This window comes from Nitrospirillum amazonense (assembly GCF_007828035.1).
GTDB lineage: Bacteria > Pseudomonadota > Alphaproteobacteria > Azospirillales > Azospirillaceae > Nitrospirillum > Nitrospirillum amazonense.
The window spans coordinates 28,019-52,889 of the sequence record NZ_VITV01000021.1 but is presented as its reverse complement, the minus strand read 5'-3'; the positions used below and the strand labels follow the sequence as shown (position 1 = coordinate 52,889).

The following is a 24,871-nucleotide window of genomic DNA, read 5'->3' as shown; positions in this document are numbered from 1 at the left end:
GCAGGTCGCCGATCAGGGCGCCGCTGTTGGCCAGTGTGCCCAGGCTGCCGCTGGCCGCGATGTAGACGACCGTGGCGGCGGTGAGGGTGCCGGTGCTGGCCAGCGTACCCAGGGTACCGCCGACATAGTCGTTGCCGACCACCGCCAGCAGGCTGGTGCCCACCACGCCCTGGCTCACCACCAAGCCGGTGAGGGAGCCTTGGACCATTACGCCGGTGTAGCTGGACCCGGCGCCGCCGGCCACCAGCGTGTCCACGCCGGCCAGATAGTTGCCGGTGGCGCCGTATTGGGCGACGACCGTGCCACCGCTAAGGCTTGCGGCGCCGCTGACGGCCAGGCCGCCATGGGCGGGATCCGTCAGAGTCAGGGTGCCGGCCGTCTGGCTGTAGGCACCGGTGACGCTGACCAGGCTGTCCAGGATTACCGAGGCGCCACTGTTGACCAGGGTGTGGCCGGTCACGTTCACGGCGTCGTTCAGCACCAGGTTGCCGGAGGCGAGAACCACGTTGCCGAAGGTGTTGGTGATGGTCCCCTGGCTGCCGGCGATGTAGCCGGTCAGGGTGCCCACCACCGTCCCGCTGCCGCCGGTGATGCTGAGGGTGTTGGCCGACAGGTTCAGGATGTTGCCGGTGACGATGCCGCTGTTGGCCAGCACGCCCAGGCTGGCGCCGGTGTCGATGTACAGGGCCGCCGGCGCCGTGATCAGGCCGCTATTGGCCAAGGTCCCAATGGTGCCGGCATTGTAGACGCCGTAGGTGGCGCCCAGGATGGTGCCGCCGTTCAGCACCGTGGCGATGTTGCCCGTGTTGTACAGGCCGGCGGCCGTGGGGGCGCCAGCGTCGATCAGGGCGCCATTGTTGACCACCACCTCGATGGTGCCGGCGTTGTTCAGCGCCATCTGGCCGGCGACGGTGCCGCTGTTGCTGAGCGTGCCGATGCTGGCGCCCGCCTGGTTGCCGAGGCCGGTGACGCTGCCGGTGACGGTACCGGTATTGCCCAGAGTGCCGATGGTGCCGCTGTTGACCACACCGGCGATGGAGCCGCTGACCGAGCCGTCGTTGCTGAAGCTGCCCACGGAACCGGCGTTGGCGACACCGGCGATGGAACCGGTGACGGTGCCGCTGTTGGTCAACGTGCCGACGGTGCCGTTGTTGACCACGCCCACCACGCTGCCCGACAGCGCGCCGCTGTTGCTGACACTGCCGATGCTGCCGCCGCTACCGACATAGAGGGCGGTGACGGCAACGATGGTACCGGCGTTGCCCAGCGTGGACAGGACGCCGCCGATATAGTTGTTGGAAACGGTGGCCACCAGGTCGGTGTCGGCGCCTATGGTTACGGCGCTGGCGGCCGCCCCCAGGCCCGTCACGTTCACCTGGGTGAAGACACCAGTGTAGCTGGAACCGGCACCGCCGACCACCAGGGTGCCCAGAATGTCACCCTGCAGGTAGTTGACGTTGGTCGCCGCCGCGATGCTCGTACTGACCGTGCCGCCGCTGAGGCTGGCGACACCGCTGACCACCAAATGGCTGCCGGCCAGGGCCAGGGTGCCGCCGGTCTGGCTGTAAGCGCCGGTGATCGTCAGGGTGCTGGACAGCAGGACGTTGGCGCCGCTGTTGACCAGGGTATGGCCAGTGACGTTCACGGCGTCGTTGACGGCCAAGCTGCCGCCCGCCAGCACCACGTTGCTGGTCAGGTTGGTGAGGGTGCCGCCGGTGAAGGTGCCCGCCACGGTGCCACCACCGGTGAGGATCAAGTCCTGGGCGCCGGTGTTGGTGATGTCGCCGATGATGGTACCGCTGTTGGCCAGCAGGCCCAGCACGCCGGTGCTGGTGATGCTGAGCACGCCGTGGGTGGCGGTGATCAGACCGCTGTTGGCCAAAGTACCCAGCGTGCCGCCGACCACGAACGCGGTGGAGGCACCGCCCGTCAACGTGCCGCTGTTGCTGATCAGCCCGGCGTGGCCAGCGATGCCGACCAAGTGTGCGCCGGTCATGACACCGGCGTTGCTGAAGCCGTCCAGGGTGCCGCCCAACGCCACCAGGACAGCGACGGTGCCGGCGGCCAGCGTGCCGCCAGCCAAGTTGCTGACCGAACCCACGGTGCCGCCGCTCACGACCTCCACCGCTGCCGCGCCACCGGTCATCTGGCCGCTGTTGGTAAGGCTGCCCAGGTTGCCCTGGACCAGCGCACCCGCCCCTAGGTCGGAAGCGATGGTGCCGTTGTTGCTGAGCGTGCCGAGGCGGCCGCCCGTGCCCACCTGCACGCCGGCGGTGGAGGAGCCGCGGATCAGGCGGGCGTTGGTGACCTGGTCGATACGGCCACCGGCCACGGCCAGGCCGCTGAGGGTGCCCGCCAGGGTGCCGTTGTTGACCAGGGTGCCGACGCTGCCCGCCGCCGCCACGTAGAAGGCGGTGGGCCCGCCCAGGGCGGCGGTGTTGGTAAGGCTGCCCAACGTGCCGCCGATGTAGTCGTTGGCGATGCTGGCCGTCAGGTCGGTGCCCGACAGCCGCGTCACCATGGCCAGGCCCGTCACGGTGTTGGACACGGACGCCGAGAGGCTGAGGCCGCCCAGTGCCGACACCAGGGTGGCAATGGAACCGCCGAAGTAGTTGGCACCCGCGTCATAGGCGGCCGCCACGACGCCACCCGACAGGGTGGCGGCACCACTGACCGCCAGGCTGCTGCTGCCGGCGGTCAAGCCCAGGACGCCGCCCGTCTGGCTGTAGTTGCCGGTGACGGCGACGACGCTGTTGAGCAACAGGGTGGCGCCGCTGTTGACCAGGGTATGGCCGGCGACGTTGACGGCGTCGGCCAGCACCAGCGTTCCGGCGTTGAACGCCACGTCGGCGGTGCTGCTGGTGAGGGTGCCGCCGGCCAGCGTGCCCGCCAAGCCGTTGGTGCCGCCGCTGATGGTCAAGGTACTGGCGGCCAGGTTGACGATATCGCCCTGGATAAGGCCGCTGTTGACGATGGCGCCGAAGGTACCGCTCGCCGCGTTGCGCAGGGCGGTGACGCCGGCCAGCGTACCCCGGTTGTCCAGCAGGCCGACGGTCGCGGCGTTCAGCAGGCCGATCTGAGCACCTCGGATCAGGCCGCTATTGGCGATGGTGGCGATGCTGCCGGCGCCACCGTTGACCATGGCCGTGGCGCCGGTGATGAAACCGGCGTTGGCCACGCGACCCACCCTGCCCTGGTTGAAGATGCCATCCGCCTGCCCCATCACGGTGCCGGTGGTATCATTGACCAGCGTACCCAGCAGGGCGGTGTTGATCACGCCGGAGAAGGTGGCGGAAACGAGGCCGGCATTATGGAGCGCGCCCAGGGTGCCGCTGTTGAACACGCCGTAGGCGCCGCCCAACAGGGTGCCGCTGTTGCTGAAGCTGCCCAATGAACCGGTGTTGGCGATGAGCAAAGCCGTGGCGGCGCTGACCGTGCCGGTGTTGGACAGGCTGCCCAGGGAACCGCCGATATAGTCGCTGTGGGCCACGGCCAGCAGGGCGTTGCCCACCACCGTACTGCCGATGTCGAAACCGGTCAGATCGTTGGTGATGGACAGGGTGTAGCGGGATCCCACGCCACCGGACACCAGGGTGGCCAGGGCAGAGCCCACGGTGTAGTTGGCCAGGCTGCTAGCGCCGGTGATGGTGACCACGCCGCCGGTCAGGGCGGCACTGCCGCTGACCGCCAACTGGCTGCCGCCCAGCGACAGAATCAGGCCGCCGCCGGTCTGGCTGTAGTTGCCGGTGATGGCGACGGTGCCGCCGATGGTCAGGGTGGCGCCGCTGTTCAGCACCGTGTTGCCGCCGACATCGATAGCGTCGGCCAGCAGCAGGTTGCCGGCGATGAAGGACACGCCCGATAGGCTGTTGACGATGGTGCCGCCGGTCAGGGTGCCCACCAGACCACCCGTGCCGCCGGCGACCACCAGGTCATGGGCCGTCAGGTTACGGATGTTGCCGGTCAGGGTGCCGCTGTTGACCAGCGTGCCCAGATTGCCGCTGGCAGCGATGTAGAGCGCGGTGGCGGAGGTGATGGCGCCGCTGTTGGTCAGCGTGGCCAGGGTGCCGCCGATGTAGTCGTTATCGACCATCAGCAGCAGGTCGCCGCCGGCGGTGATGCCGCTGGACGCCAGGCCGGTGACGGCGGTGACGATGGTGGCGCCGGTGTAGGTGGAACCCGCCGCGCCGGCCACCAGGGTGCCCAGCGTGCCGGCCAGGTAGTTGGCGCCGGCGCTGGCGCTCGCCAGGACTGTGCCGCCGGTGATGTTGGCGGCATCGGCCACCACCAGCTGGCCCGCGCCCCGGCTGAGGTCCAGCGTGCCGCTGGTCTGGCTGTAGGCGCCGCTGATGCTGACAATGCTGGTCAGGATCAGGTCGGAACCGGCGTTGACCACGCTGCCCGCCACCTGATCGTTCAGCCAAAGGCCGCCGCGGGCAAACACCACATTTCCACCGGTGACGGTGATGGTGCCCATGGTGTTGGCGGCATAGCCGGTGAAGGTACCGACATGCGTGCCGCTGCCGCCGGTGATGCTGAGGTCGCCGATGGTGGCGACGATGTCGCCTGCGACGATGCCGCTGTTGCCGAAGCCGGTGATCTGGTTGCTGAACCGGGCCGCCACCGGGCCCTGGATCAGCCCGGCGTTGTCGATGACCCCGAAGGCGCCGGACAAGGCGACGGTGCGACCCACCACGGTGCCGGTGTTCACCAGACTGCCGATGCCGCTGTTGCTGAGGACGGCCGTGCCGCCGTTGAGAAGGCCGCTGTTGTTCAGCAGGTCCAGGCCGTTGACATTCACGGCCCCAAAGCGGCTGAGGATGCTGCCGCTGTTGAGGATCGTGCCGGTCGTGCCGGAAGCCGCGACACCGGCATAGCCGCCGCTGATGGTACCGCTGTTGCGCAGCAGGCCGACGGCGTTGTTGTAAATAACGCCCTGGCCGGCGGTCATGCCGACGGTGAGCGTGCCGCCCTGGATGATTCCGTCGTTCACCAGCGTATCCAGGGTATTGGCGCGGACGCCGATGGTGCGGCCCTGGATGGTGCCGCTGTTGGCCAAAGTGTTCATCATCCCGGCGTAGACACCCTGGGCGCCAATGACCTGGCCGCCGCTGGCGATGGACAGCAGGCCGATGCTGCCGCCATAGATGCCGGTGCCCAGGGGCGCCTCGGCGCGGATCACGCCGCTGTTCAACAGGGTGCCGATGGTGCCGGCGTTGTTGATGGCGAAACCGGTGCTGCCCGTGGCCCAGATGGTGCCGCGGTTGTTCAGGAGGTCGATGGTGCTGGTGGTGCGCCGGTTGTTGATGCCCGCGCCGGCCCCTTGGATCAGGCCGTCGTTGGTCAGGGTGCCGATCCGCTCCTCACTCTGGATGCCCAGCTGGGTGCCGGCCAGCACGCCGCCGGCGCTGATCGACAGGCTGGCGATGGTGCCGCCTTGCGCCAGATAGATGCCGTTGGCGTTGCCGCCGATGGACCCGCTGTTCAGCAGGGATAGCACCCGGCCGCTGACGTCCACCTCGGTGATGGAGCCGGCATTGTCCAGGATACCGATGGTGCCGCTGTCGCCCAGGCTGCTGATCCGGCCGGTGTTGGTCAGGGTGCCGATGGTGCTGCTGCCGTCAACGGCGACGGCGACAGTGGCGCTGATGGTGCCAGTGTTGGACAGGCTGCCAATGCTGGCCTGGGTCAGGTTGATCCCGGTGGGGCCGCCGCTGATGGTGCCGCCGTTGCTGATGAGGGCGACCAGACCGCTGGCGCCCAGGCTGCCCATCCAGCCGGTGTTGAGCAGGCTGTCCAGGCGGCCGCCCAGGGCGACCAGCACGCTGGCGAGGCGGCCACTATTGTCCACGGTGCCCAGCGTGCCCGCGCCGCCCACGGACACGCCGCCCATGGTGCCGCTGTTGGACAGCAGGCCCAGGGTGCCGGCGATGCCCACCTGGTTGCCGGCGGTGCCGATCACGCCGCTGTTGGACAGGGTGCCGACGCGGCCGATGGTGTCGACATGGAAGGCCAGGCCGTTGCCGCTAAGGCTGCCGGTGTTGACGAAGGTGCCGATGACACCGGCCACATCCACCTGGAAGACGCCGCCCGTCAGCCTGCCGCTGTTGGTGAAGCTGCCCAGGGTGCCGGTGCTGGCTACCGTCAGGAAGCTGGAGGCCAGGCTGTTGACGATGGTGTCGCTGTTGCCGGCCGACGCCAGGCTGCCGCCGATGTAGTCGCTGGTGGCCACGGCCACCAGGTTGCCGCCGGTGGAAACGGCGGCAACACCCTGGTAGCCGGCGGTGAGCGAGGTGCCGCTGTAGTCGGAACCCGCGCCCCCGGCCACGACCGTGCCCAAGGTGCCGGCCAGATAGTTGCCGGTGGCCGTCTGGCCGGTCAGGGAGAAGACGGCGCCGCTGATGCTGGCCACGCCGCTGACAGCCAGCTGGTTGCCCGGGGCCATGGTGACGGTACCGCCGGCCTCGGCATAGTTGCCAGTGATGCTGACGGGGCCGGCCAGGGTCAGGGCGATGCCGCTGTTGACCACCGTGTGGCTGCCTACGTCGATGGCGTCGTTCAGCGTCAGCGCGCCGGAGGCGAACACGACGTTGCCGCCGGTGTTGCGAATGGTGCCCTGGGTGCCGGCGCCGTAGCCGGTGAAGGTGCCGATGGATCCGGCGTTGTTGATGGTCAGGTCCCGGGCGGCCAGGTTGATGATGTCACCCGCCACCAGGCCATCGTTCCGGAAATAGCCCAGGGTGCCCAAGGCGCCGATGGTCAGGGCCGCGGCACTGCCGGCCAGGGTGCCGCCGTTCAGCAGGGCGCCCAGGACGCCGTCGTTGGCCACGCCGTAGGCGCCCTGGATGGTGCCGCTGTTGGCCAGGGTGCCGAGGGTGCCCAGCGCGCTGGCCGAGCCTTCGTTGAAGATCGCGGCGCCGTTGGCGCTGGTGATCAGGCCAGTATTGTCCACACGGGCGATGGTGGGGCTGAGCGCGCCGCTGACCATGTTGTCGAGGCCGCGCGACGTGCCGCTGATGGTTCCGGCGTTGGTCAGCGTGCCCATGCTGCCCCCGCCGGCGTTGCCGTTGCTGCCGCCGACCTGCACGCCGACAGGACCGGAGATCTGGCCGTCGTTGATCACAGCCGCCAGCGTGCCGGCATTGGCCAGGCCCGTGAACCAGCCGTGCACGGTGCCGGTGGTGCCGATGCTGACCAGGCCCATGGTGCCGCCGTTGTACAGGCCTTGCAGCACGCCGGTATTGGACACGGTGCCGATCACGGCCCCCCAGTTGTTGGCCAGGGCCGAATAGGGGTAGGAGGACGCGATGGTGCCGCTGTTTTGGATCAGGCCGATGGTGCCGGCGAAGTTGTCGATGGCGGCATAGCCGGTTCCGGCCAGCGTGCCGCTGTTGACTAGGGTGCCAAGGATACCGCCCTGGCCGACGAAGACGGCGGTCTGGCCGGTGATGCCGCCCTGGTTGACCAGGGTGTCCACCCGGCCGGCGGTGCCGTAGGGGCTGATGGCCACGGCCCGGCTACTGGTGCTGATGGCGCCGGTATTGGTGAAGGTGCCCAGGCTGCCGGTGCCGGCGACGTACAGGCCAGTCGCGACACCGCTGATGGTGCCGGTGTTGTTCAGGGTACCCAGCGTGCCGCCGATGTAGTCGCTGAAGGCCACGGCGACCAGGGCGTTGCCGGCGATGCTGCTGCCAATGTCGAAGCCGGTCAGGTCGGTGGTGATGGACAGACCGGCGTAGTTGGCGCCCGCACCGCCGGAAACCAGGGTGGAAAGGGCGGATCCCACGGTGTAGTTGGCCAGGTTGCTGGCGCCGGTGATGGTCAGGGCGCCGCCGGTCATGGCCACGCTGCCGGACACGGTCAGCTGGCTGCCGTACAGGTCCATCAGCAGGCTGCCGCCGGTCTGGCTGAAGTTGCCGGTCACGGCGATGCTGCCGCCGATGGTGAGGTTGGCGCCGCTGTTCACCACCGTGTGGCCGGTGACGTCGATGGCGTCCTCCAGCCGCAGCGCCCCTTCCGTGAAGGTCAGGTCGGACTGCGTGTTGCGGATGGTGCCACCGGTCAGCAGGCCGGTGCCGCCGGCCGTGTTGCCGGCGATGGCCAGCGCGTGGGCCGAGGCGTTGGTGATGCCGCCGCTGAGCGTGCCGCTGTTGACCAGGGTGCCCAGGCTGCCGGTGGCGGCAATGTAGACGGCGGTGGCGGCGCTGAGGCTGCCGCTGTTGGTCAGCGTGGCCAGGGTGCCGCCGATGTAGTCGTTGTTGGCGACCAGCAGCAGGTCGTTGCCCACCGTCTGGCCGACGACGTTCAGGCCGGTCAGGTCGGCTGCCAGGGTGACGCCGGCGTAGCTGGAGGCGGCACCGGCCGCGACCAAGGTGCCCAGCGTGCTGGCCAGATAGTTGCCGGTGGCGGTGACGCCCTGCGCCACCAGCACGCCGCCCGTCAGGCTGACCGCGTCGCTGACCGTCAGGCTGGTGATGGACAGGGTGCCGGCCGTCTGGGCGAAGGCGCCGGTGATGGTGCCGTTGCCCAGCGTCAGGGTGGCGCCGCTGTTGGTCACCGTCTGTCCGGCGGCGTCGATATCGTCGTTCACCAGCAAATTGCCGGCGGCGAAGGTCAGGCCGCTCAGCACATTGGTGATGGTACCCCGGCCGCCGGCATAGCCGGTGACGGTACCCACCGTGCCGGCGCTGCCGCCGGCAATGACCAGCGCGCGGCTGGTGGCGTTGAGGATGTCGCCCGCGATGGTGCCGGCGTTGGCCAGGGTGGAAAGATTGCCGCTGATGGACAGCGCGTTATCCTGGCCGGCGATCAGGCCAGTGTTGGCCAGGGTGCCGATGGTGCCGTTCAGCTGCACCGCCGTGTTGGACCGGGCGGACAGCGTGCCCTGGTTGGTGACGGTGCCGATGGTGGCGGATGTCGCCACATAGGCCGCGACGGAGGTGCCGTCGATGTCCGCCGTGGTGAGCACGCTGGTGGTCGAGGCGCCCAGATAATCGGTATGGGCGGTGGCCAGCAGCGCACCGCCGCTGACGGCGCTGGTGATGGACAGATTCCACGCCTGGACGGTGGCGCCGCCGACACCCAGCGTGCCGCCCGCCTGGGCGATGGTGCTGATGTCGCCCGCCAGGATGTTGGCGTTGCCGGCGTAGACCAACACCTGGCCACCTGCCAAGTCGACATTGCCGCTGGCCTGCAGGGCGCCGCTGTTGGCGATGACGTCCAGCTCACCCACCGTCTGGCGGTAGTTGCCCAGCACGGTCAGCGGCGCGTTGGACAGGATGGTGGCACCGGTGTTGCGCAGCGTCAGGGTGCCGACATCAACGACGTCGCCCATGGAGAGGCGGCCGGCGGCCAGCACCACGTCGGCGCCGCGGCTGCGGATGGTGCCGTTCAGGAAGGCGCTGGCCTGGCTGGTGTTGCCGACGATGGTCAGCCCATGGTTGCCGTCGTTGATGACGTTGCCGTCCACCGTCTGCTCGTTGTCCAGCACGTCCAGCACGCCGCCGGCGGCGATGGACACGGCGGCCAGGGTGCCGAACAGACGGGCGGTGTTGACCAGGGTGCCCAGGCTGCCCGTGCCCGCCACGTAGACGCGGGTGTTGGCGCTGATGCTGCCGGTGTTGGACAGGGTCAGCAGCGTGCCGCCGACATAGTCGTTCTGGAAGGCGGCGATCAGGCGGCCGGCGCCGTCCACGGTACCGGCGACGTTCATGCCGGCCAGGCCGCCCACGGCGGCGGCGCTGTAGTCGGAGCCCGCCGCCGCGCTGACCAGGGTGGTGGTCTGGTTGACGGTGAAGTTGGCCGTGGCCTGGCCCACCCGCACGCCGCCGGCGATGGTGGCCTGGTCGGCCACCTGCAGCGGGGTGGCGGTATTGAGCTGCAGGCTGCCGCTCGCCTGGGTGTAGGCGCCAGCGATGCTCACCGCCGACGCGATGGTCAGGTTGGCACCGGCATTGACGACGCTGGCCTGCACCTGGTCGTTCAGGGCCAGGTTGCCCCCCGCCAGCACCAGGTTGCCACCGGTGACGGTGATCGTGCCCTGCGTGTTGGCGGCATAGCCGGTAAAGGTACCGACATGCGTGCCGCTGCCGCCGGTGATGCTGAGGTCGCCGGTGGTGGCGACGATGTCGCCGGCCACAATGCCGCTGTTGGTGAAGCCGGCGATCTGGTTGCTGAACCGGGCCGCGACCGGGCCCTGGATCAGGCCGGCGTTGTTGATGACCCCGAAGGCGCCGGATAGGGCTATGGTGTCGCCCATCACGGTGCCGGTGTTGACCAGGCTGCCAAAGCCCCCGTTGCTGGAGATGCCGGTGCCGCCGCTGATGAGGCCGCTGTTGTTCAGCAGATCCAGGCCGCCGACGCCCACGGCCCGGAAAAGGCCGATGATGGTGCCGCTGTTGAGGATGGTGCCGGTCGTACCGCCGGCGCTGATGCCGGCATAGCCGCCGCTGATGGTGCCGCTGTTGCGCAGCAGGCCGACGGCGTTGTTGTAGACGACGCCCTGGCCGGCGGTGGTGCCGGCGGTGAGCGTGCCCGCCTGAATGGTGCCCGCGTTCACCAGCGTGTCCAGGCTGCCGTCGACATAGACACCGATGGTGCCACCCTGAATAAGGCCGCTGTTCGCCAGGGTGTTCATGATTGTGGCGATGACGCCGCCGGCGCCGATGACTTGGCCGCTGCCCGTGATGGACAGCACGGCGATGCTGCCGCCACTGATGCCCATGCCGGAGGGGCCGTCGGCGCGGATGACGCCGCTGTTCACCAGCGTGCCGATAACGCCCGCGACATTGTTGATCGCGGTCGCGTAAGACCCTCCAGCCCCCCGGATGGTGCCGCTGTTCACCAGGGTCGAGATCGTGCCACCGATATTGCCGACGCCGGCCGTCGCGCCATTGATCAGCCCGGTGTTCACCAGCGTATCGATGGCGCCGTTGTTGTTGCCGATGCCCCGGCCGGACAGGGCCTGGATGCTGCCGTCGTTGACCAGGGTGCCGATGGACTGGTTGCTGTAGATGCCGTAGTGGTTGCCCGTGATCAGGCCATCGGCGGTGACCGACACGCGGCCGATGGTGCCACCGGTGGCCACGGCCAGGCCGATATCGCCGCCGCCCACCGTGCCGCTGTTCAGCACGCTGCCGATGCCGCCAAGGTTGTAGAGGCCAGTGTGCTGGCCCCAGATCGTGCCGGTGTTGGACAGGTTGCCGACGCTGCCGCCGGCCACCTGGATCGCCCGGCTGAGCGCGTCGAGGAGGCCGCTGTTGCTGATCGTGCCGATGGTGCCGCCGACGTGCACCAGGTCCGTTCCGCCGCCATGCAGGCTGCCGGTGTTGGTGTAGCCGCCCAGGCTGCCCGAGGCCCCGACATACAGCTGTGCCGCCCCCGCCGTCGCCTGGATGTCAGCCCCGTTCACCAGCGTGGCGTAGGTGGTGCCGATATAATCGTTCAGCACCACCCCGGTCAGGGTGCCGTTGGCGGCCACGCCGCCCACCACCACGCCGTCGACGGTGTCCAGGTAGCGGGCGCCGCTGTAGTCGGACGCGGCGTTGCCGGTGGCCAGCACACCCAGGGTGGTGTGGACGTAATTGACCGTGGCCGCCAGGTCGTTCACCTGGACATAGCCGCCACTGATGCTGATCGCGCCACTGGCGCCCAGGGTATTGGTGGTGTTCAGCGACAGCGTGCCGCCACTTTGGCCGTAATCGCCAGTGATGGCGGTGGCGGCGGCCAAGGTGATGGTAGCGCCGGTGTTCAGCACCGCGTGGCCGGTGGCGTCGATGTCGTCATCCAGCAGCAGGCTCCCGGCCGAGAACACGACGTTGCTGGCGGTATTGCTGATCAGGCCGTGGCCGGTGGCGCCGGTGAAGGTGCCGACCGTGCCGCTGCCGCCCTGGATGGTCAGGTCGCGGGCCGCATCGTTCCAGATGGCACCGGCGATGGTGCCGCTGTTGATCAACAGACCCAGGGTGGCACCGCTCTCAATGGTGATGGCATTGCCACTGCCGCTGATCAGGCCGCCGTTGGCAAGGATGGCGATGCTGCCCCGGTTGGAAAGCTGCACCACGCCGGCGAGACTGCTGGACAGCGTGCCGCTGTTCAGTAAGGTGCCGATGGTGCCACCGGTCACGCCAAAGGCGCCGACGTTGCCGGAAATCGTGCCGCTGTTGTCCAGCAGGCCAATGCTGCCCCCATTCTGCACCATGCCGACGAGGCGGCCGTAGATCCAGCCGGTGTTGGTCAGGGTATCGATGACGCCGATATTGCCGCCGACGTTGTGATTGCGCAGGCCGAAGTGGGTGGCGGTGATGGTGCCGCTGTTGGACAGGGTGGCGATGCTGCCCTGGCTGTTCAGGCCGGTGTTGGCGGCGCTGATCAGGCCGCTGTTGCTGAGGCGGCCGATGACGCCCGTGTTCCGGATGCCGACAGAGGCGCCGATGGCGCTGCTGAAGGTGCCGCCGCCCTGGCTGATGGTGCTGGTGTTCACCAGGGTGCCAATGCTGCCGGCGTTGCTGAGGCCGGCGTACTGACCCGTCAACGTGCCATTGTTGGCCAGGCTGCCGATGCTGCCGACGGTGGCCACGTACAGCGCGGTGCGGCTGATTATGGTGTCGGTGTTGACCAGGCTGCCCAGCGTGCCGCCGATGTAGTCGTTGCCGATGAGGGCCAGCAGGTTGCCGCCGCTGACGCTGCTGGCGATGTTCAGGTTGCCCACGCCGTCGGCGACGACGGTGGCGCCGGTGGCGAGAGTGCCGCCGGCATGAACCAGGGTGCCCAGCGTGCCGGCGAAATAGTTGCCGGTGACGCTGAAGCCCGCCATGGCCACGGTGCCGCCCGTCAGGCGGGCGTTGCCGCTGACGTTCAGGCTGTCGGTGCCGGGCCGCAGCAGCAGGGTGCCGGCGGACTGGCCATAGTCGCCCGTGACGCTGACGGCGCCGGCCACCGTGACGTTGGCGCCGCCGTTGACTAACGTATGGCCGGTCACGTTGACGGCGTCGGCCAGCGACAGGTCACCGGACACGAGGGCTAGGTCGCTGGCGGTATTGGTGATGGTACCACCGGTGAAGGTGCCAACGGCGCCACCGGTGCCGCCGCTGATCGACAGGATGCGGGCGCTGCGATTGACGATGTTGCCGGCGATGGTGCCGCTGTTGGTCAGCGTATCCAGCGTGCCGCTGCCGGCGATGTACAGGATGGTGGCGGCGCTGATGCTGCCGCTGTTGGCCAGGCTGCCCAGGCTGCCGCCGACGTAGTAGTTGGTATGGATGCCCAGCAGGCTGGCGCCGCTGATGCTGGCGGTGACGCCCATGCCGGTGACGGCGGCGACATGCGCCGCGCCATAGTCGCTGCCCGAACCGCCGGCCACCAGGGTGGAGATCTGGCCCAGGGTGGCGTTCTCGGTCGCCAGGCCGGCCACGACGGTGCCGGCCACGGTGGCGGCGTCGGTGACGGACAGCCGGCCGGCCGTGCCCACCACCAGCGTGCCGCCGGCCGCCTGGCTGTAGGCGCCGGTGACGGTGATGGCGTTGGTCAGGGTGAGGTCGGCGCCCAGGTTGCCGACCGTATGGCCGGTGGCGTCGATGTCGTCGTTCAGCCAGAGGTTTCCGCCGGTGAACAGCAGGTCGCTCAGGCGGTTGAGGATGCTGCCCTTGGCCGTCAGGTTCTGGCCGGTGAAGGTGCCGACCAGGCCGCCGCCGCCACCCTGGATGGACAGGTTGGCCGCCACCGTGTCGACGCCCAGGCCGACCAGGTTGTTGTCGCCATTGACGATGGTGCCGGCGATGACGCCGCTGTTGACCAGGGTGCCGAGCGTGGCGCCGCTGCCCAGGCCCAGGGCGTAGGCGGCGTTGATGGTGCCGGTGTTGACCAGGGTGGCGATGGTGCCACCATTGCCGACCACGCCCGCCGTCACGCCCCCCAGCACGCCGCTGTTGCTGAGCGTGCCGATGCTGCCGGTGCCGGCCACGTACACGCCATAGCCGCCGCTGGTGAGGGTACCGCTGTTGTTCAGGGTGGCCAGGCCGCCGCCGACATAGTCATTCAGGTAATGGACGACCAGGTTGCCGCCGTCCTGCGCGACGCTGCCGCTGAGGCCGAACAGGCTGGCCAGGGTGGCGGCGCCATAGTCGGCAGTGACGGCCTGGACCAGGGTGGGCGTGTCGCCCGCCCTGTAGTTGCCCAGGGCGTCGACCAGCACCCGGCCGGTGACGGTGGCGCTGTCGGCCGTCAGCAGGCCGGTGGTGGTGCCGATCAACAGGCCCCCGGCCATGCGCAGGGTGCCGGTCACGGCGACGGTGCCGCCCAACGTCACGAAGGCCGGGCTGTCGATGGACAGCGCGCCGGTGCCGGCGTTGACGGAATCGTTCAGCCATATGGTGCCCTGGGTGACGTGGATGTCGCCCAGGGTGTGGGTGATGGTGCCACCGGTGAAGGTGCCGATGCCGGCGCCGCCGGCCAGCAGCAGGCTGGCGCCCGCGCGGTCGTCGATGATGTTGCCGGCGATCACGCCGCTGTTGACCAGGGTGCCCACGGCCGTGGCGCCGCTGGCGATGTAGACGGCGGTGGCGGCGCTGACAGTGCCGGTGTTGGTGATGTCGGCGCCCAGGCTGCCGCCGATGTAGTAGTTTTGCGCCGTGATCACCACGGCGTTGTTCACGATGGTGTTGTTCAGCGCCAGCTGCGCCAGGTTGCTGGCGATGGTCGCGGCGCTGTAGTCCGACCCCACGCCGCCGGTTACCAGGGTGGCCTGCTGGCCCGGCAGGAAATTGTCGCTCGCCAGGCCTGCGCGCACCTGGCCGGCGATGGTGGCTTGGCCGTCGATGGCCAGCTGGCCACCCTTGCCCGCCACCAGCGTGCCGGCGCTTCCTTGGACGTAGGTGCCGGTGACATCGATGGTGTTGGCCAGGGTCAGGCTGGCGCCGCTGTTGAGCGCGGTGTGGCCGGTGACGTCAACGTCATCGTTCAGCAGCAGGCTGCCGCCGCTGAACACCAGGTTGCTCAGCTTGTTCTGGATCAGGCCGGTGCCGGACTGGCCGGTGAAAGTGCCGACCGTCCCGCCGGTGCCGCCCTGGATGGTCAGGTCGCCGGCGACGGTGTCGCTGGGCAGGAAGCCCAGGACGCCGCTGTTGCCGTTCACGACATTGCCGGCGATGACGCCGCTGTTGATCAGCGTGCCGATGCTGCTGCCGCTGCTCTGGCTACCCGCCATCAGCAGAGCGTACTGGGCGCTGATGGTGCCGCTGTTGACCAGCGTGCCGATGCTGGAGGCCACTATCAAACCAGCGTAGGAAACTCCGAAAAAGGAATTGTAGGCGCCGGTGATGGTGCCGCTGTTGGCGAAGCGCGTGGTGCTGTCGCCAAACAGGCCGATAGCTCCACGGACGACGCCGGTGTTGAGCACGCTGCCCACGGTGCCGGCCAGCGCGATGGCCGAGGGGGCGCTGATGCTGCCGTCGTTGATCAGGGTGCCGACGCTGCCGGTGCGGGCGACGAGGATGCCGGCGAGGCCGGTGGTGATGGTGCCGCTGTTGGTCAGGGTCACCAGGCTGCCGCCGACGTAGTCGCTGCTGAACTGCGCCAGCAGCGCGCCGCCGCTCTGCACCAGGGTGCCCTGGACGATGGCGGAGCCTGTGCCGAGGCCGCTCAGGGTGGCGCCGCTGTAGGTGCCGGTGGCGGCGCCGATCACGGTCTGCGCTTGGCCGACAATATAGTTGCCCAGGGTATCCAGGCCGATCTCGCCACCGGTCACCGTGGCGCTGTCGGCCTGCAGGGTGTTGCCGTTGCCCACCACCAGCCTGCCGGCGCTCTGCGCATAGGTGCCGGTGACGGTGATGGCGCTGCCCAGGGTGATGGCGGCGCCGCTGTTGACGACGCTGTGGCCGGTGGCCAGGATGTCGTCGTTCAGCAGCAGGTTACCGCCGGCGATGGAAAGGTTGCTTAGCCTGTTGTCGATCCGGCCCTTGCCCGTCAGGCCGGTGAAGGTGCCAACCGTGGTGCCGGTGCCGCCCAGCAGGGTCAGGTCGCTGGTGAAGGTGTCCACCTGGCCCGACCACTGCCCTGTGGCGTCCCCGTTCATGATGTCGCCCCGGATCAGGCCACTGTTGGCCATGGTACCCAGGGTGGAATTGGCGTAGGAGCGGACGGCGACGCTGGCGGCGATGGTGCCGGTGTTGATCACGGTGCCCAAGGCGGCGCCGTAGGCCTCCTGGATCGCCACGTTGTCGGCCAGGATGGTGCCGGAATTGATGATGGTGCCCAGACGCGACCGGTCGCCATAACCGGAGATGGCCGTGCCGGAGCCGCTGATGCGGATAATGCCCTGATTGACCACCGTGCCGATGGTGCTGAAGTAGTTGTTGATGGCGTTGCCGCCATGGTCCGCCGCCATCAGGCCGCTGTTGGCGATGGTGGCGATGGTGCTGAAGTTAGCCCCCACCAGGCCAGCGCTGAGGGTGCCCAGGCCGGTCAGGGTACCGCTGTTGGTCACCAGGGTGGCGCGCGCGAACCGTAGGCTGATATCCGTGTTACCACTGATCAGCCCCCGGTTGTCGATGGTGCCGATATAGTCTGCGATGACGCCGGGGTTGGTGCTGAAGATACCGGCGCGGCCGGTGATGGTGCCGGTGTTGGTGATCCGGCCGATGGTGCCGCCGGCGTTGTAGATGGCGTAGATGCCGTAGACGCTGTTGTCACCGGGGTCATTGGCCACGGCGATCACACCGGCGTTGGTGATCGTGCCGATGGAGCCATCCCGGCTATTGAAGATGGCCGCCGTGTCCTGGTGCAGGGTGCCGGCGGCGGTGACGGTGATGGTGCCACCGGCCTGGTTTTCCAGCAGGCCCAGGGTGTTGTAGTTCAGGATGGGGCGGTAGGCGCCCGTGACCAGGCCGCTGTTGCTGAAGGTGGCCAGGCTGCCGGTGCCCCCGACCTGCAGGGCCACGGCCCCCGCCAGCGTGCCGCTGTTGGACAGGCTGCCGTAGCTGGCGCCGATGTAGTTGCCGGTGGCGAACAGCGCCAGGTTGTTGCCGGCCACGGTGCTGCCCATGCCGGGGATGTTGCTGCCGATCACAGTGGCGCCGGTGTAGTCGGACCCCGCACCGCCGGCCACCAAGGTGCCGTAGATGCTGCCGGCCAGATAGTTGCCGGTGTCAGAGAGGGCGGCAGCCGCGACGGTGCCGCCGCCGATGCTGGCGGCCCCGCTGACTACCAGTTCCGCCCCCGTGGCCAGGGCCAGCGTGCCAGCCAACTGGCTGTAGTTGCCGGTGACGGTGACGATGGTGGACAGGCCGATGGCGGCCCCGGCATTGGCCAGCGTGCCCGTGCCGACGTTCACGGCGTCGTTCAGCAACAGGCTGCCGCCGGCCAGCACGACGTTGGCGAGCGTGCTGGTGATGGTGCCCTGGTTGGTCAGGCTGCCGCCCGTCAAGGTACCCACCGTGCCGCTGGTGCCGCCCGTGATGCTGAGGGTGTTGGCGCCGGCATTGATGATGTCGCCGGCGATGGTGCCGGTATTGGCCAGGGCGCCCAGGCTGCCCGTGCCGGCGATGTACAGGGCGGTGGGACCGGTCAGCAGGCCGCCGATGCTGAGGGTGCCGTAGCTGCCGCCGATATAGTCGGTGGTGGCGAGCGCCAGCAGCTGGCTGCCGCTGGTACCCACGGTCAGTTGCGCATGGCCGCCCAATGCACCGTCGTTGACGAAGGTGCCGGCATAAGCCAGGCCGCCCGAGGCCTGCACCAGGGTGCCCACCGTGTCGCCCACCAGGTAATTGGCGGTGCCGTCGCCGGCGACCGAGGCCGCCACCTGGCCGGCGATGCTGGCCGCGCCGATGACGTTCAGTTGCGCCGCCCCATCCAGCACCAGGGTGCCGGCGGACTGGCTGTAGGCACCCGTCAGGTTGATGGTGTTGACCAGGGTGAGGGCCGCACCGGTGTTGGACACGGTATGGGCGTTGGCCCGGACGTCGTCGTTCAGCAGCAGGGCGCCGCTGGCGAACACCAGGTTGCTCAGGCTGTTGAAGATCAGGCCCGTGGAGACACCATCCTGGCCGGTGAAGGTGCCCACCGTGCCGCCGACACCGCCCTGGATGGTCAGATCGCCGGCGACGGTGTCGTTATAGTCGGTGCTGCCGTTGTAGATGCCGCCCCGGATCAGGCCGCTGTTCACCAGGGTGCCCAGGCTGGCGTTCGCAAAACCCAAGTAGGCCCTGACGCCCATGATGGTGCCGCTGTTGACCAGGGTCCCGATGCCGACGCCGTAGCTGTTCTGGATGGCGGTAGTGCCGCTGATGGTGCCGCTGTTCTCCAGTGCGGTGAGGCCGGCGTAGGCCATCCTGATGCCGATGCCCGCGGCGATGGTGCCCTGGTTGACCAGCGTATTGATGGTGGCGAAGTTGAGGTTGACGCCATAGCCATACGCGTCGGTGCTGACCAGGCCGCTGTTCACCAGGGTGTTGATGGTGCTGTTGGACAGGTTCAGCGCGGCCGGCACGCCGGCGCCGGCCAGGGCCTCCAGCGTGCCGCTGTTGGCCAGCAGCGTGACCTGGGCGTATTCCAGGCTGACGGCGTAGGTACCGCTGATCAGGCCGGCGTTGGCCAGGGTGCTGAGGGTGCTCAAGTTGCCACTGTAGAGTCCCATCGTGCCGGTGATGGTGCCAATGCTGGTGTTTTCCAGCAGGCCGATGCTGCCCCGGTTTTCGACGGCCACACCGCCGCCAATGCTGATCAGGCCGTCGTTGGTGAAGGTGCCAAGCTGGCCGCTCTGGGCAATGCTAAGGCCGACATGGCCCGCCAGCGTGCCGTTGTTGGCCAGGCTGCCCAGGCTGCCGCCGATATAGTCGCCGGTGGCGCCCAGCAGCAGGCCGTTGTTGGACACGGTGCCGGCCAAGCCCAGGGCGTGGCTGCCGGTGGTGACGCCGACGTTGGTGTAGCTGGACCCGGCCCCGCCGGCCACCAGGGTGGCGTAGATGCCGCCGACCAGGTAATTGCCCAGGGTGGATTGGCGGGCGATGGAAACGGTGCCGCCGCTGATGCTGGCAACCCCGCTGACCACCAGCTCCGCCCCCGTGGCCAGGGCCAGGGTGCCGGTCGCCTGGCTGTAGTTGCCGGTGACGCTGACGATGGTGGAGAGGGATACGGTGGCCCCGGCGTTGGCCAGCGTGCCCGTGCCGACGTTCACGGCGTCGTTCAGCAACAGGCTGCCGCCAGCCAGCACGACGTTGGCGAGAGTGCTGGTGATGGTGCCCTGGCTGGTCAGGCTGGCGCCCGTCAGGGTGCCGACCGCGCCGCCCGTGCCGCCAGTGATGGTCAGGTCGGCGGTGCCGAGATTGACGATGTCGCCGGCGATGGTGCCGCTGTTGGCCAGGGCGCCCAGGCTGCCCGTGCCGGCGATGTACAGGGCGGTGGGCGCGGCCAGCAGGCCGGTGACGCTGATCGTGCCGTAGCTGCCGCCGATATAGTCGCTGGCCGCCAGGGCCAGCAGCTGGTTGCTGGTGGTGCCGTTGACCAGGACCACGTGGCCGTCCAGCGCGGTACCCGTCAGGCTGCCGCTGTAGGATACGCCGCCGTCGGCCTGCACCACGGTCCCGACGGCGTCACCCACCACATAGTTGGCGCCGGCATTGCCGCTCAGCGTGACCTGGTACAGGCCCGCCAGCCCCGCGCCGCCGGTGACCGACAGCCCGCCGGCGGTGCCCATGGACAGGGTGCCGCCCAACTGGCTGTAGGCGCCGGTGATGGTGACCAGCGTGTCCAGGGCCAGGGCGGCGGCGATGTTGGTGACGGAATAGCCGGGGACGTAGATGTCGTCGTGCAGCAGCAGGGCGCCCGAGGTGAAGGTGACGTTGCCCAGCGTGTTGTAGATCATGCCCTTGGCAGACATGTCCCAGGCGGTGAAGGTACCCACCGTGCCGGTGTCACCACCCTGGATGGTGAAATCGGTGCCGATGGTGTCGGAGCTGTAGAGGGCACCCGTCACCGCGCCCGCGATGACACCGGCGTTGATCAGCGTACCTATGACGGCGCCGTTGTGGTTGGCCAGCGCGTAGCCGCTGCCGTTGGCGGCGCGCAGGGTGCCGGTGTTGATCAGCGTGCCGATGGTGGCGGTGTCGCCGTTCAGGATGGCGCCCGTGCCGCCGCTGATCAGGCCGCTGTTGACCAGGGTGCCGATGCTGGCGCTGCTGCTGAAGTTCCCGATCCCGAGGCCGCCGGCGATGATGGTGCCGCTGTTGAGCACGGTGCCGATGGTGCTGGCCGAATAGTTGACGATACCGTTGCCGCCGTAGCCGGTCTCGCTGATCACTCCGGCGTTGTCGACGGTTTCGGCACTGGCGCCTTGCAGCAGGATGATGCCGTCGCCGAACGTAGCGGTGCCGGCGATGGTGCCGGTGTTGGTGATCAGCCCGGCCTGGGCGTTGTACAGCTCGATGGCGGAGGCGACGGCGGCGATGGTGCCACTGTTGGCGATCGTGCCCACGGTCGCGCCGGTGTTGAGCTGGATGCCCCTCTTGGCGATGATGGTGCCGCTGTTGTCGAGCTGGCCGAGAGAGCCGCCGCGGTCGAAGATGCCGACGCGGGTTATGCCCGTGACGGAGATCAGGCCGCTGTTGCTGAAGGTGTCCAGGGTGCCGAAGTTGCCCACGACCAAGCCAAAGGCACCCGACAAGGTACCGGTGTTGGCCAAGCTGCCATAGGTGCCGCCGATATAGTTGCCGGTGGCGCCCAGCAGCAGGTCGTGCCCGGAAACGATGCCCCCGACGCCCACCACAGGACTGTTGTTGGTAACCGTTACCCCGTCATAGCTGGACCCCGCGCCACCCGTCACCAGAGTGTCCAGGATGGTGCCGGCCAGGTAGTTGCTGGTGTCGGACAGCGGACGCCCCGACACCAGGCTGCCGCCGGTGATGCTGGCGGCCCCGCTGACCGCCAGCGTGCCGCTGCCGCCCAGTTCCAGGCCGCCGGTGGTCTGGTGGTAATTGCCGCTGACATTGACCAGGGTGGACAGCGTCAGATTGGCGCCATTGTTGACCAGGGTGCCGGTGCCGACATTGACGGTGTCGTGCAATGCCAGGTTGCCACTGCCCAGCACCACGTTGGCCAGCGTGCTGGTGATGGTGCCCTGGTTGGTCAGGCTGCTGCCCGTCAGGGTGCCGATGGTTAGACCGGCGCCGCCCAGGATCGTCAGGTCGCGGGCGCTGTCGTTGATGATGTCGCCGGTGATGGTGCCGCTGTTGGCCAGTGCGCCCAGGGTGCCCGTGCCGGCAATGTAGAGCGCGGTGGGGGCCGACAGCAGCGTGCCGCCACCAATGCTGAGGGTGCCGTAGGTGCCGCCGATATAATCGCTGGCGGCCAGGGCCATCAAATCGGTGCCGGTGGTGCCATCGCCGATGGCCAGGTGGCCGCCCAGCGCGCTGGGGCCCAGGCTGCCGCTCCACACCAAACCGCCATCCGCATGCACCAGCGTGGCAACGGTATCGCCCACAAGGAAGTTGGCGGTGGCCATGCCGGCGAGGTCGGCCTGCACCAGGCCGCCCACCATGGCCGCACCCGTGACCGACAGGCCGCCGGCGGCGCCCAGCACCAGGGTGCCCGCCGCCTGGTCATAGACGCCGGTGATGGTGACCAGGGTAGCGACCTGCAGGCTGGCGCCGGCATTGGCGACCGTATGGCCGGTGGCATTGATATCGTCGTTCAGCAGCAACGCGCCGGCGCTGAAGGTCAGGTTGCCCATCTGGTTGACGATCAGCCCCTTGGCCACCCCGTCCTGACCGGTGAAGGTGCCAAGCGTGCCATTGTCCCCGCCCTGGATGGTCAGGTTAGCGCCGCTTTCGCTGGTGATGCCGCCTTCGATCAGGCCGCTGTTCACCAAGGTGCCGAAGTCACCGGAGGTGTAGAAGGCAGTGCGGGCACTGATGGTACCGCTGTTCACCAGGGTGCCGAGGACGCCGGAGGACCAGTTCCTGATGGCGGCGTTGGCGGTGGTGATGGTGCCGCTGTTGGCGAAGAGTCCAACCCTGCCAAACTGCCCGCTGTCCCCGCCGTTGGATAGCGCGCTGCCACTGCCGCCGTTGATCACGCCGCTGTTGCTGATGGTGCCGATGCTGCCATTGGTGTTGACGACGAAGGTGCCGTTCCGGATCGACACCAGGCCGCTGTTGGCGATACTGCCGATCGTGCTGTTGACGGCATTGACGATGTAGCTGGCGGAACTGCTGTCGGCCGCGACGACCGTGCCGCTGTTGCTGATCTGCCCTATGGTGGCGTAGCTCAGTTGGATGGCGATGCCTGTCGGGTATGTGGCCCCCACCACCATGGTGCCGCTGTTGGCAATGCCGCCGATGGCGGCCGGCGCGCCGCTGTTGCCGATGGCGGCGACGAGATGGCGGCCGGTCAGGGTGCCGCTGTTGCTAAAGGCGTCCAGCGTGCCCCCGGCGCCCACATACAGGCCATAGTTGCCGGCGATCAGGCCGGCGTTGGTCAGCGTGCCCATGATGGCGACGTTGCGGATAGCCGTCGAGGTGCCGCCGCCCGATGCGGTGATGGTCCCGCCAGCCAGGTTTTCCAGGGTGCCGATGATGACCTGGTTGAAGACGCCCTGGTTGCCGCCGGCGATGATGCCGCTGTTCACCAGGGTATGGACGACGACGGTGTTGGCGACGCCGACCTGGGACCCGACGATGGTACCGCCGGCCTGGTTTTCCAGCAGGCCGATGGTGCCGCCGATGAACTGGGCGGCAGCGATATCGATGGCGTGATAGTTGCTCTGGATCAGGCCGGTGTTGGTCAGGGTGCTGATGCCGCCATAGACCACGATGCCGGCGGAGTTGCCGCCCGTAATGGTGCCGCCGGCCTGGTTTTCCAGCAGGCCGATGGTCCCGTCAACATAGACCGCCCCGACGGCACCACCGATGAAGCCACTGTTGCTGAGCGTACTTATGGTGGCGGCGGTGCCGTGATTGGAGCTGGGGCCGATGACAAAAACGCCCAAAAGGCCGCTGTTGATGCTGCCGCCCGCCTGATTCACCAGTTGGCCTATGGTCCCACGGACCAATAAGCCGACACCGGAGATGTCGGCGTTATCAATGACGCCGCTGTTGATCAGCGTGCCGATGCTGCCGTTGGCGACGAAGCCGCTGCTGCCGCTGATGAAGATGTGGCCGGCATTGTCCAGGGTGCCGACGGTGCCCAGGATGGTAACGCCGGCGTCGGCGCTGATGGTGCCGGTGGTCTCATTCCGGAAGCCGCCCAGGCTGCCCGTTGTGGCCACGTACAGGGCGCTGATGCTGCCGGTATTGGTGACGCTGCCCAGCGTGCCGCCGATGTAATCACTGTTGGCCACGGCCAGCAGGTTGGACCCGTCCGACCCCTGCCCCGTGAACAGGAGGGGGAGACCGTTGCCCAGGTTGGCGGTGATGCCGCTGTAGCTGCCGCTGCCGGCCGCGATCAGCGTGGCCAGGGTGTCGCCCGCCACGTAGTTGCCCGACGTCGACAGGTTGCCCAGGAAGGCGGAGACGGTGCCGCCGGCAACGGTGGCGGCGCCACTGACCACCAGTTCACCACCACCGCCCAGGGCCAGCTCGCCGGCCGACTGGCGATAATTGCCGGTGACGCTGACGATGCTGGACAGGATGACGGTCGCCCCGCTGTTCACCAGGGTATTACTACCCACGGTCACGGCGTCGTTCAGCAGCAGGCTGCCACTGGCCAGCGTCAGGTCGGCGCCGCTGGTGATCATACCCTGGGTGGTGCCGTCCACGCCGGTGAAGGTGCCGGTGACACCGCCCGTGCCGCCGAAGATGGTGACGGCGCTGTCGCCGCCCAGCAGCAGGTTGCCCTGGATCATGCCGCTGTTGACCAGCGAGACCAGGGTGTTGCCCAGGCCGATTTCGATGGCGTTGCCGGCGGAGACGATGCTGCCGGTGTTCACCAGCGTGGTCAGGGTGACGTAGCCGGCGGCCTGGGTGCCGGCCAGATACGCCCCACGGATGCTGCCCTGGATGAGGCCCTGGTTGATCAGGAAGCTGGTGCCGTCGGTGTACTTGAGGGCGGTGGCGCCGCTGAGGGTGCCGCTGTTGGTGAGGGTCAGGTTGCCCGATGACTGGGTCGCCACGAACGACGTGCTGCCGCCGGTGATGGTGGTATCCGCCGCCGTTGCCCGGGGGGCCGTCATGGCCGTGCCCATGGCCAGGAGGGAGGTGCCCGCCAGCAGCAGCCTGCGCGACGGCCGTGCGCGCGATGGCCGCGTCCGCGTGTCCTGGCCCTGCGTATCCAGGCCCTTGCGCACGTCCGGCAGCATCTTGCCCATAAGCCCACTCCCCCAAATCAGAAACCGGCGTTACGCCGGTTGCCACCCCCACGCGCCGGGACGCGCGCAGGGGACAGCGGTCCCAGCACATCTGAATATCCGAGTAACCCCTTCGTTGGAGATTTGCATCAAGATAGTAGATGCATAATCATCAGGCATATTTTCGGGCTTTGTTTACGGAACATAAACGCCAAATGTGGGAAAATATAGCGTCGTTACTGTCATCAGATTGATGACGTAAAACATGAACGCTCTGGTGATATTTTCATGATATGCACAGTTTTCCGGTATATGTGCAGCAGTTTACGGCAGCATTCTCCAATAAGTTCTTTGACAATATGAGGAATAATTTATTCAAGATGCCATCGCACACGCTTAGCGCAATGCGGTTCAGCAAGGGGCGGCCTTGCATGGACATAAGGGAGGATGTGGGGCGAGAGGGGGCGTCCTCTTGCCATGCGTGGCCTGCAGGCCTGTTCTCAAAGTGGCGCCACGCCTTGGTTTCCAGCGCCACGCAAGCACCCAGGCGATGGGCTTCCGCTCCCGCACACGTTCTGAAAAGACCGCTGCGCGGGTCGC

General features: G+C 68.2%; 1 protein-coding gene. It reads right to left on the bottom strand.

Annotated elements, in window-relative coordinates:
* A partial coding sequence (locus FBZ87_RS28795; protein WP_145614002.1) for an S-layer family protein occupies positions 1–24,292 on the bottom strand: 24,292 nt, incomplete at its 3' end.
* Positions 24,293–24,871 lie beyond the last annotated feature (579 nt).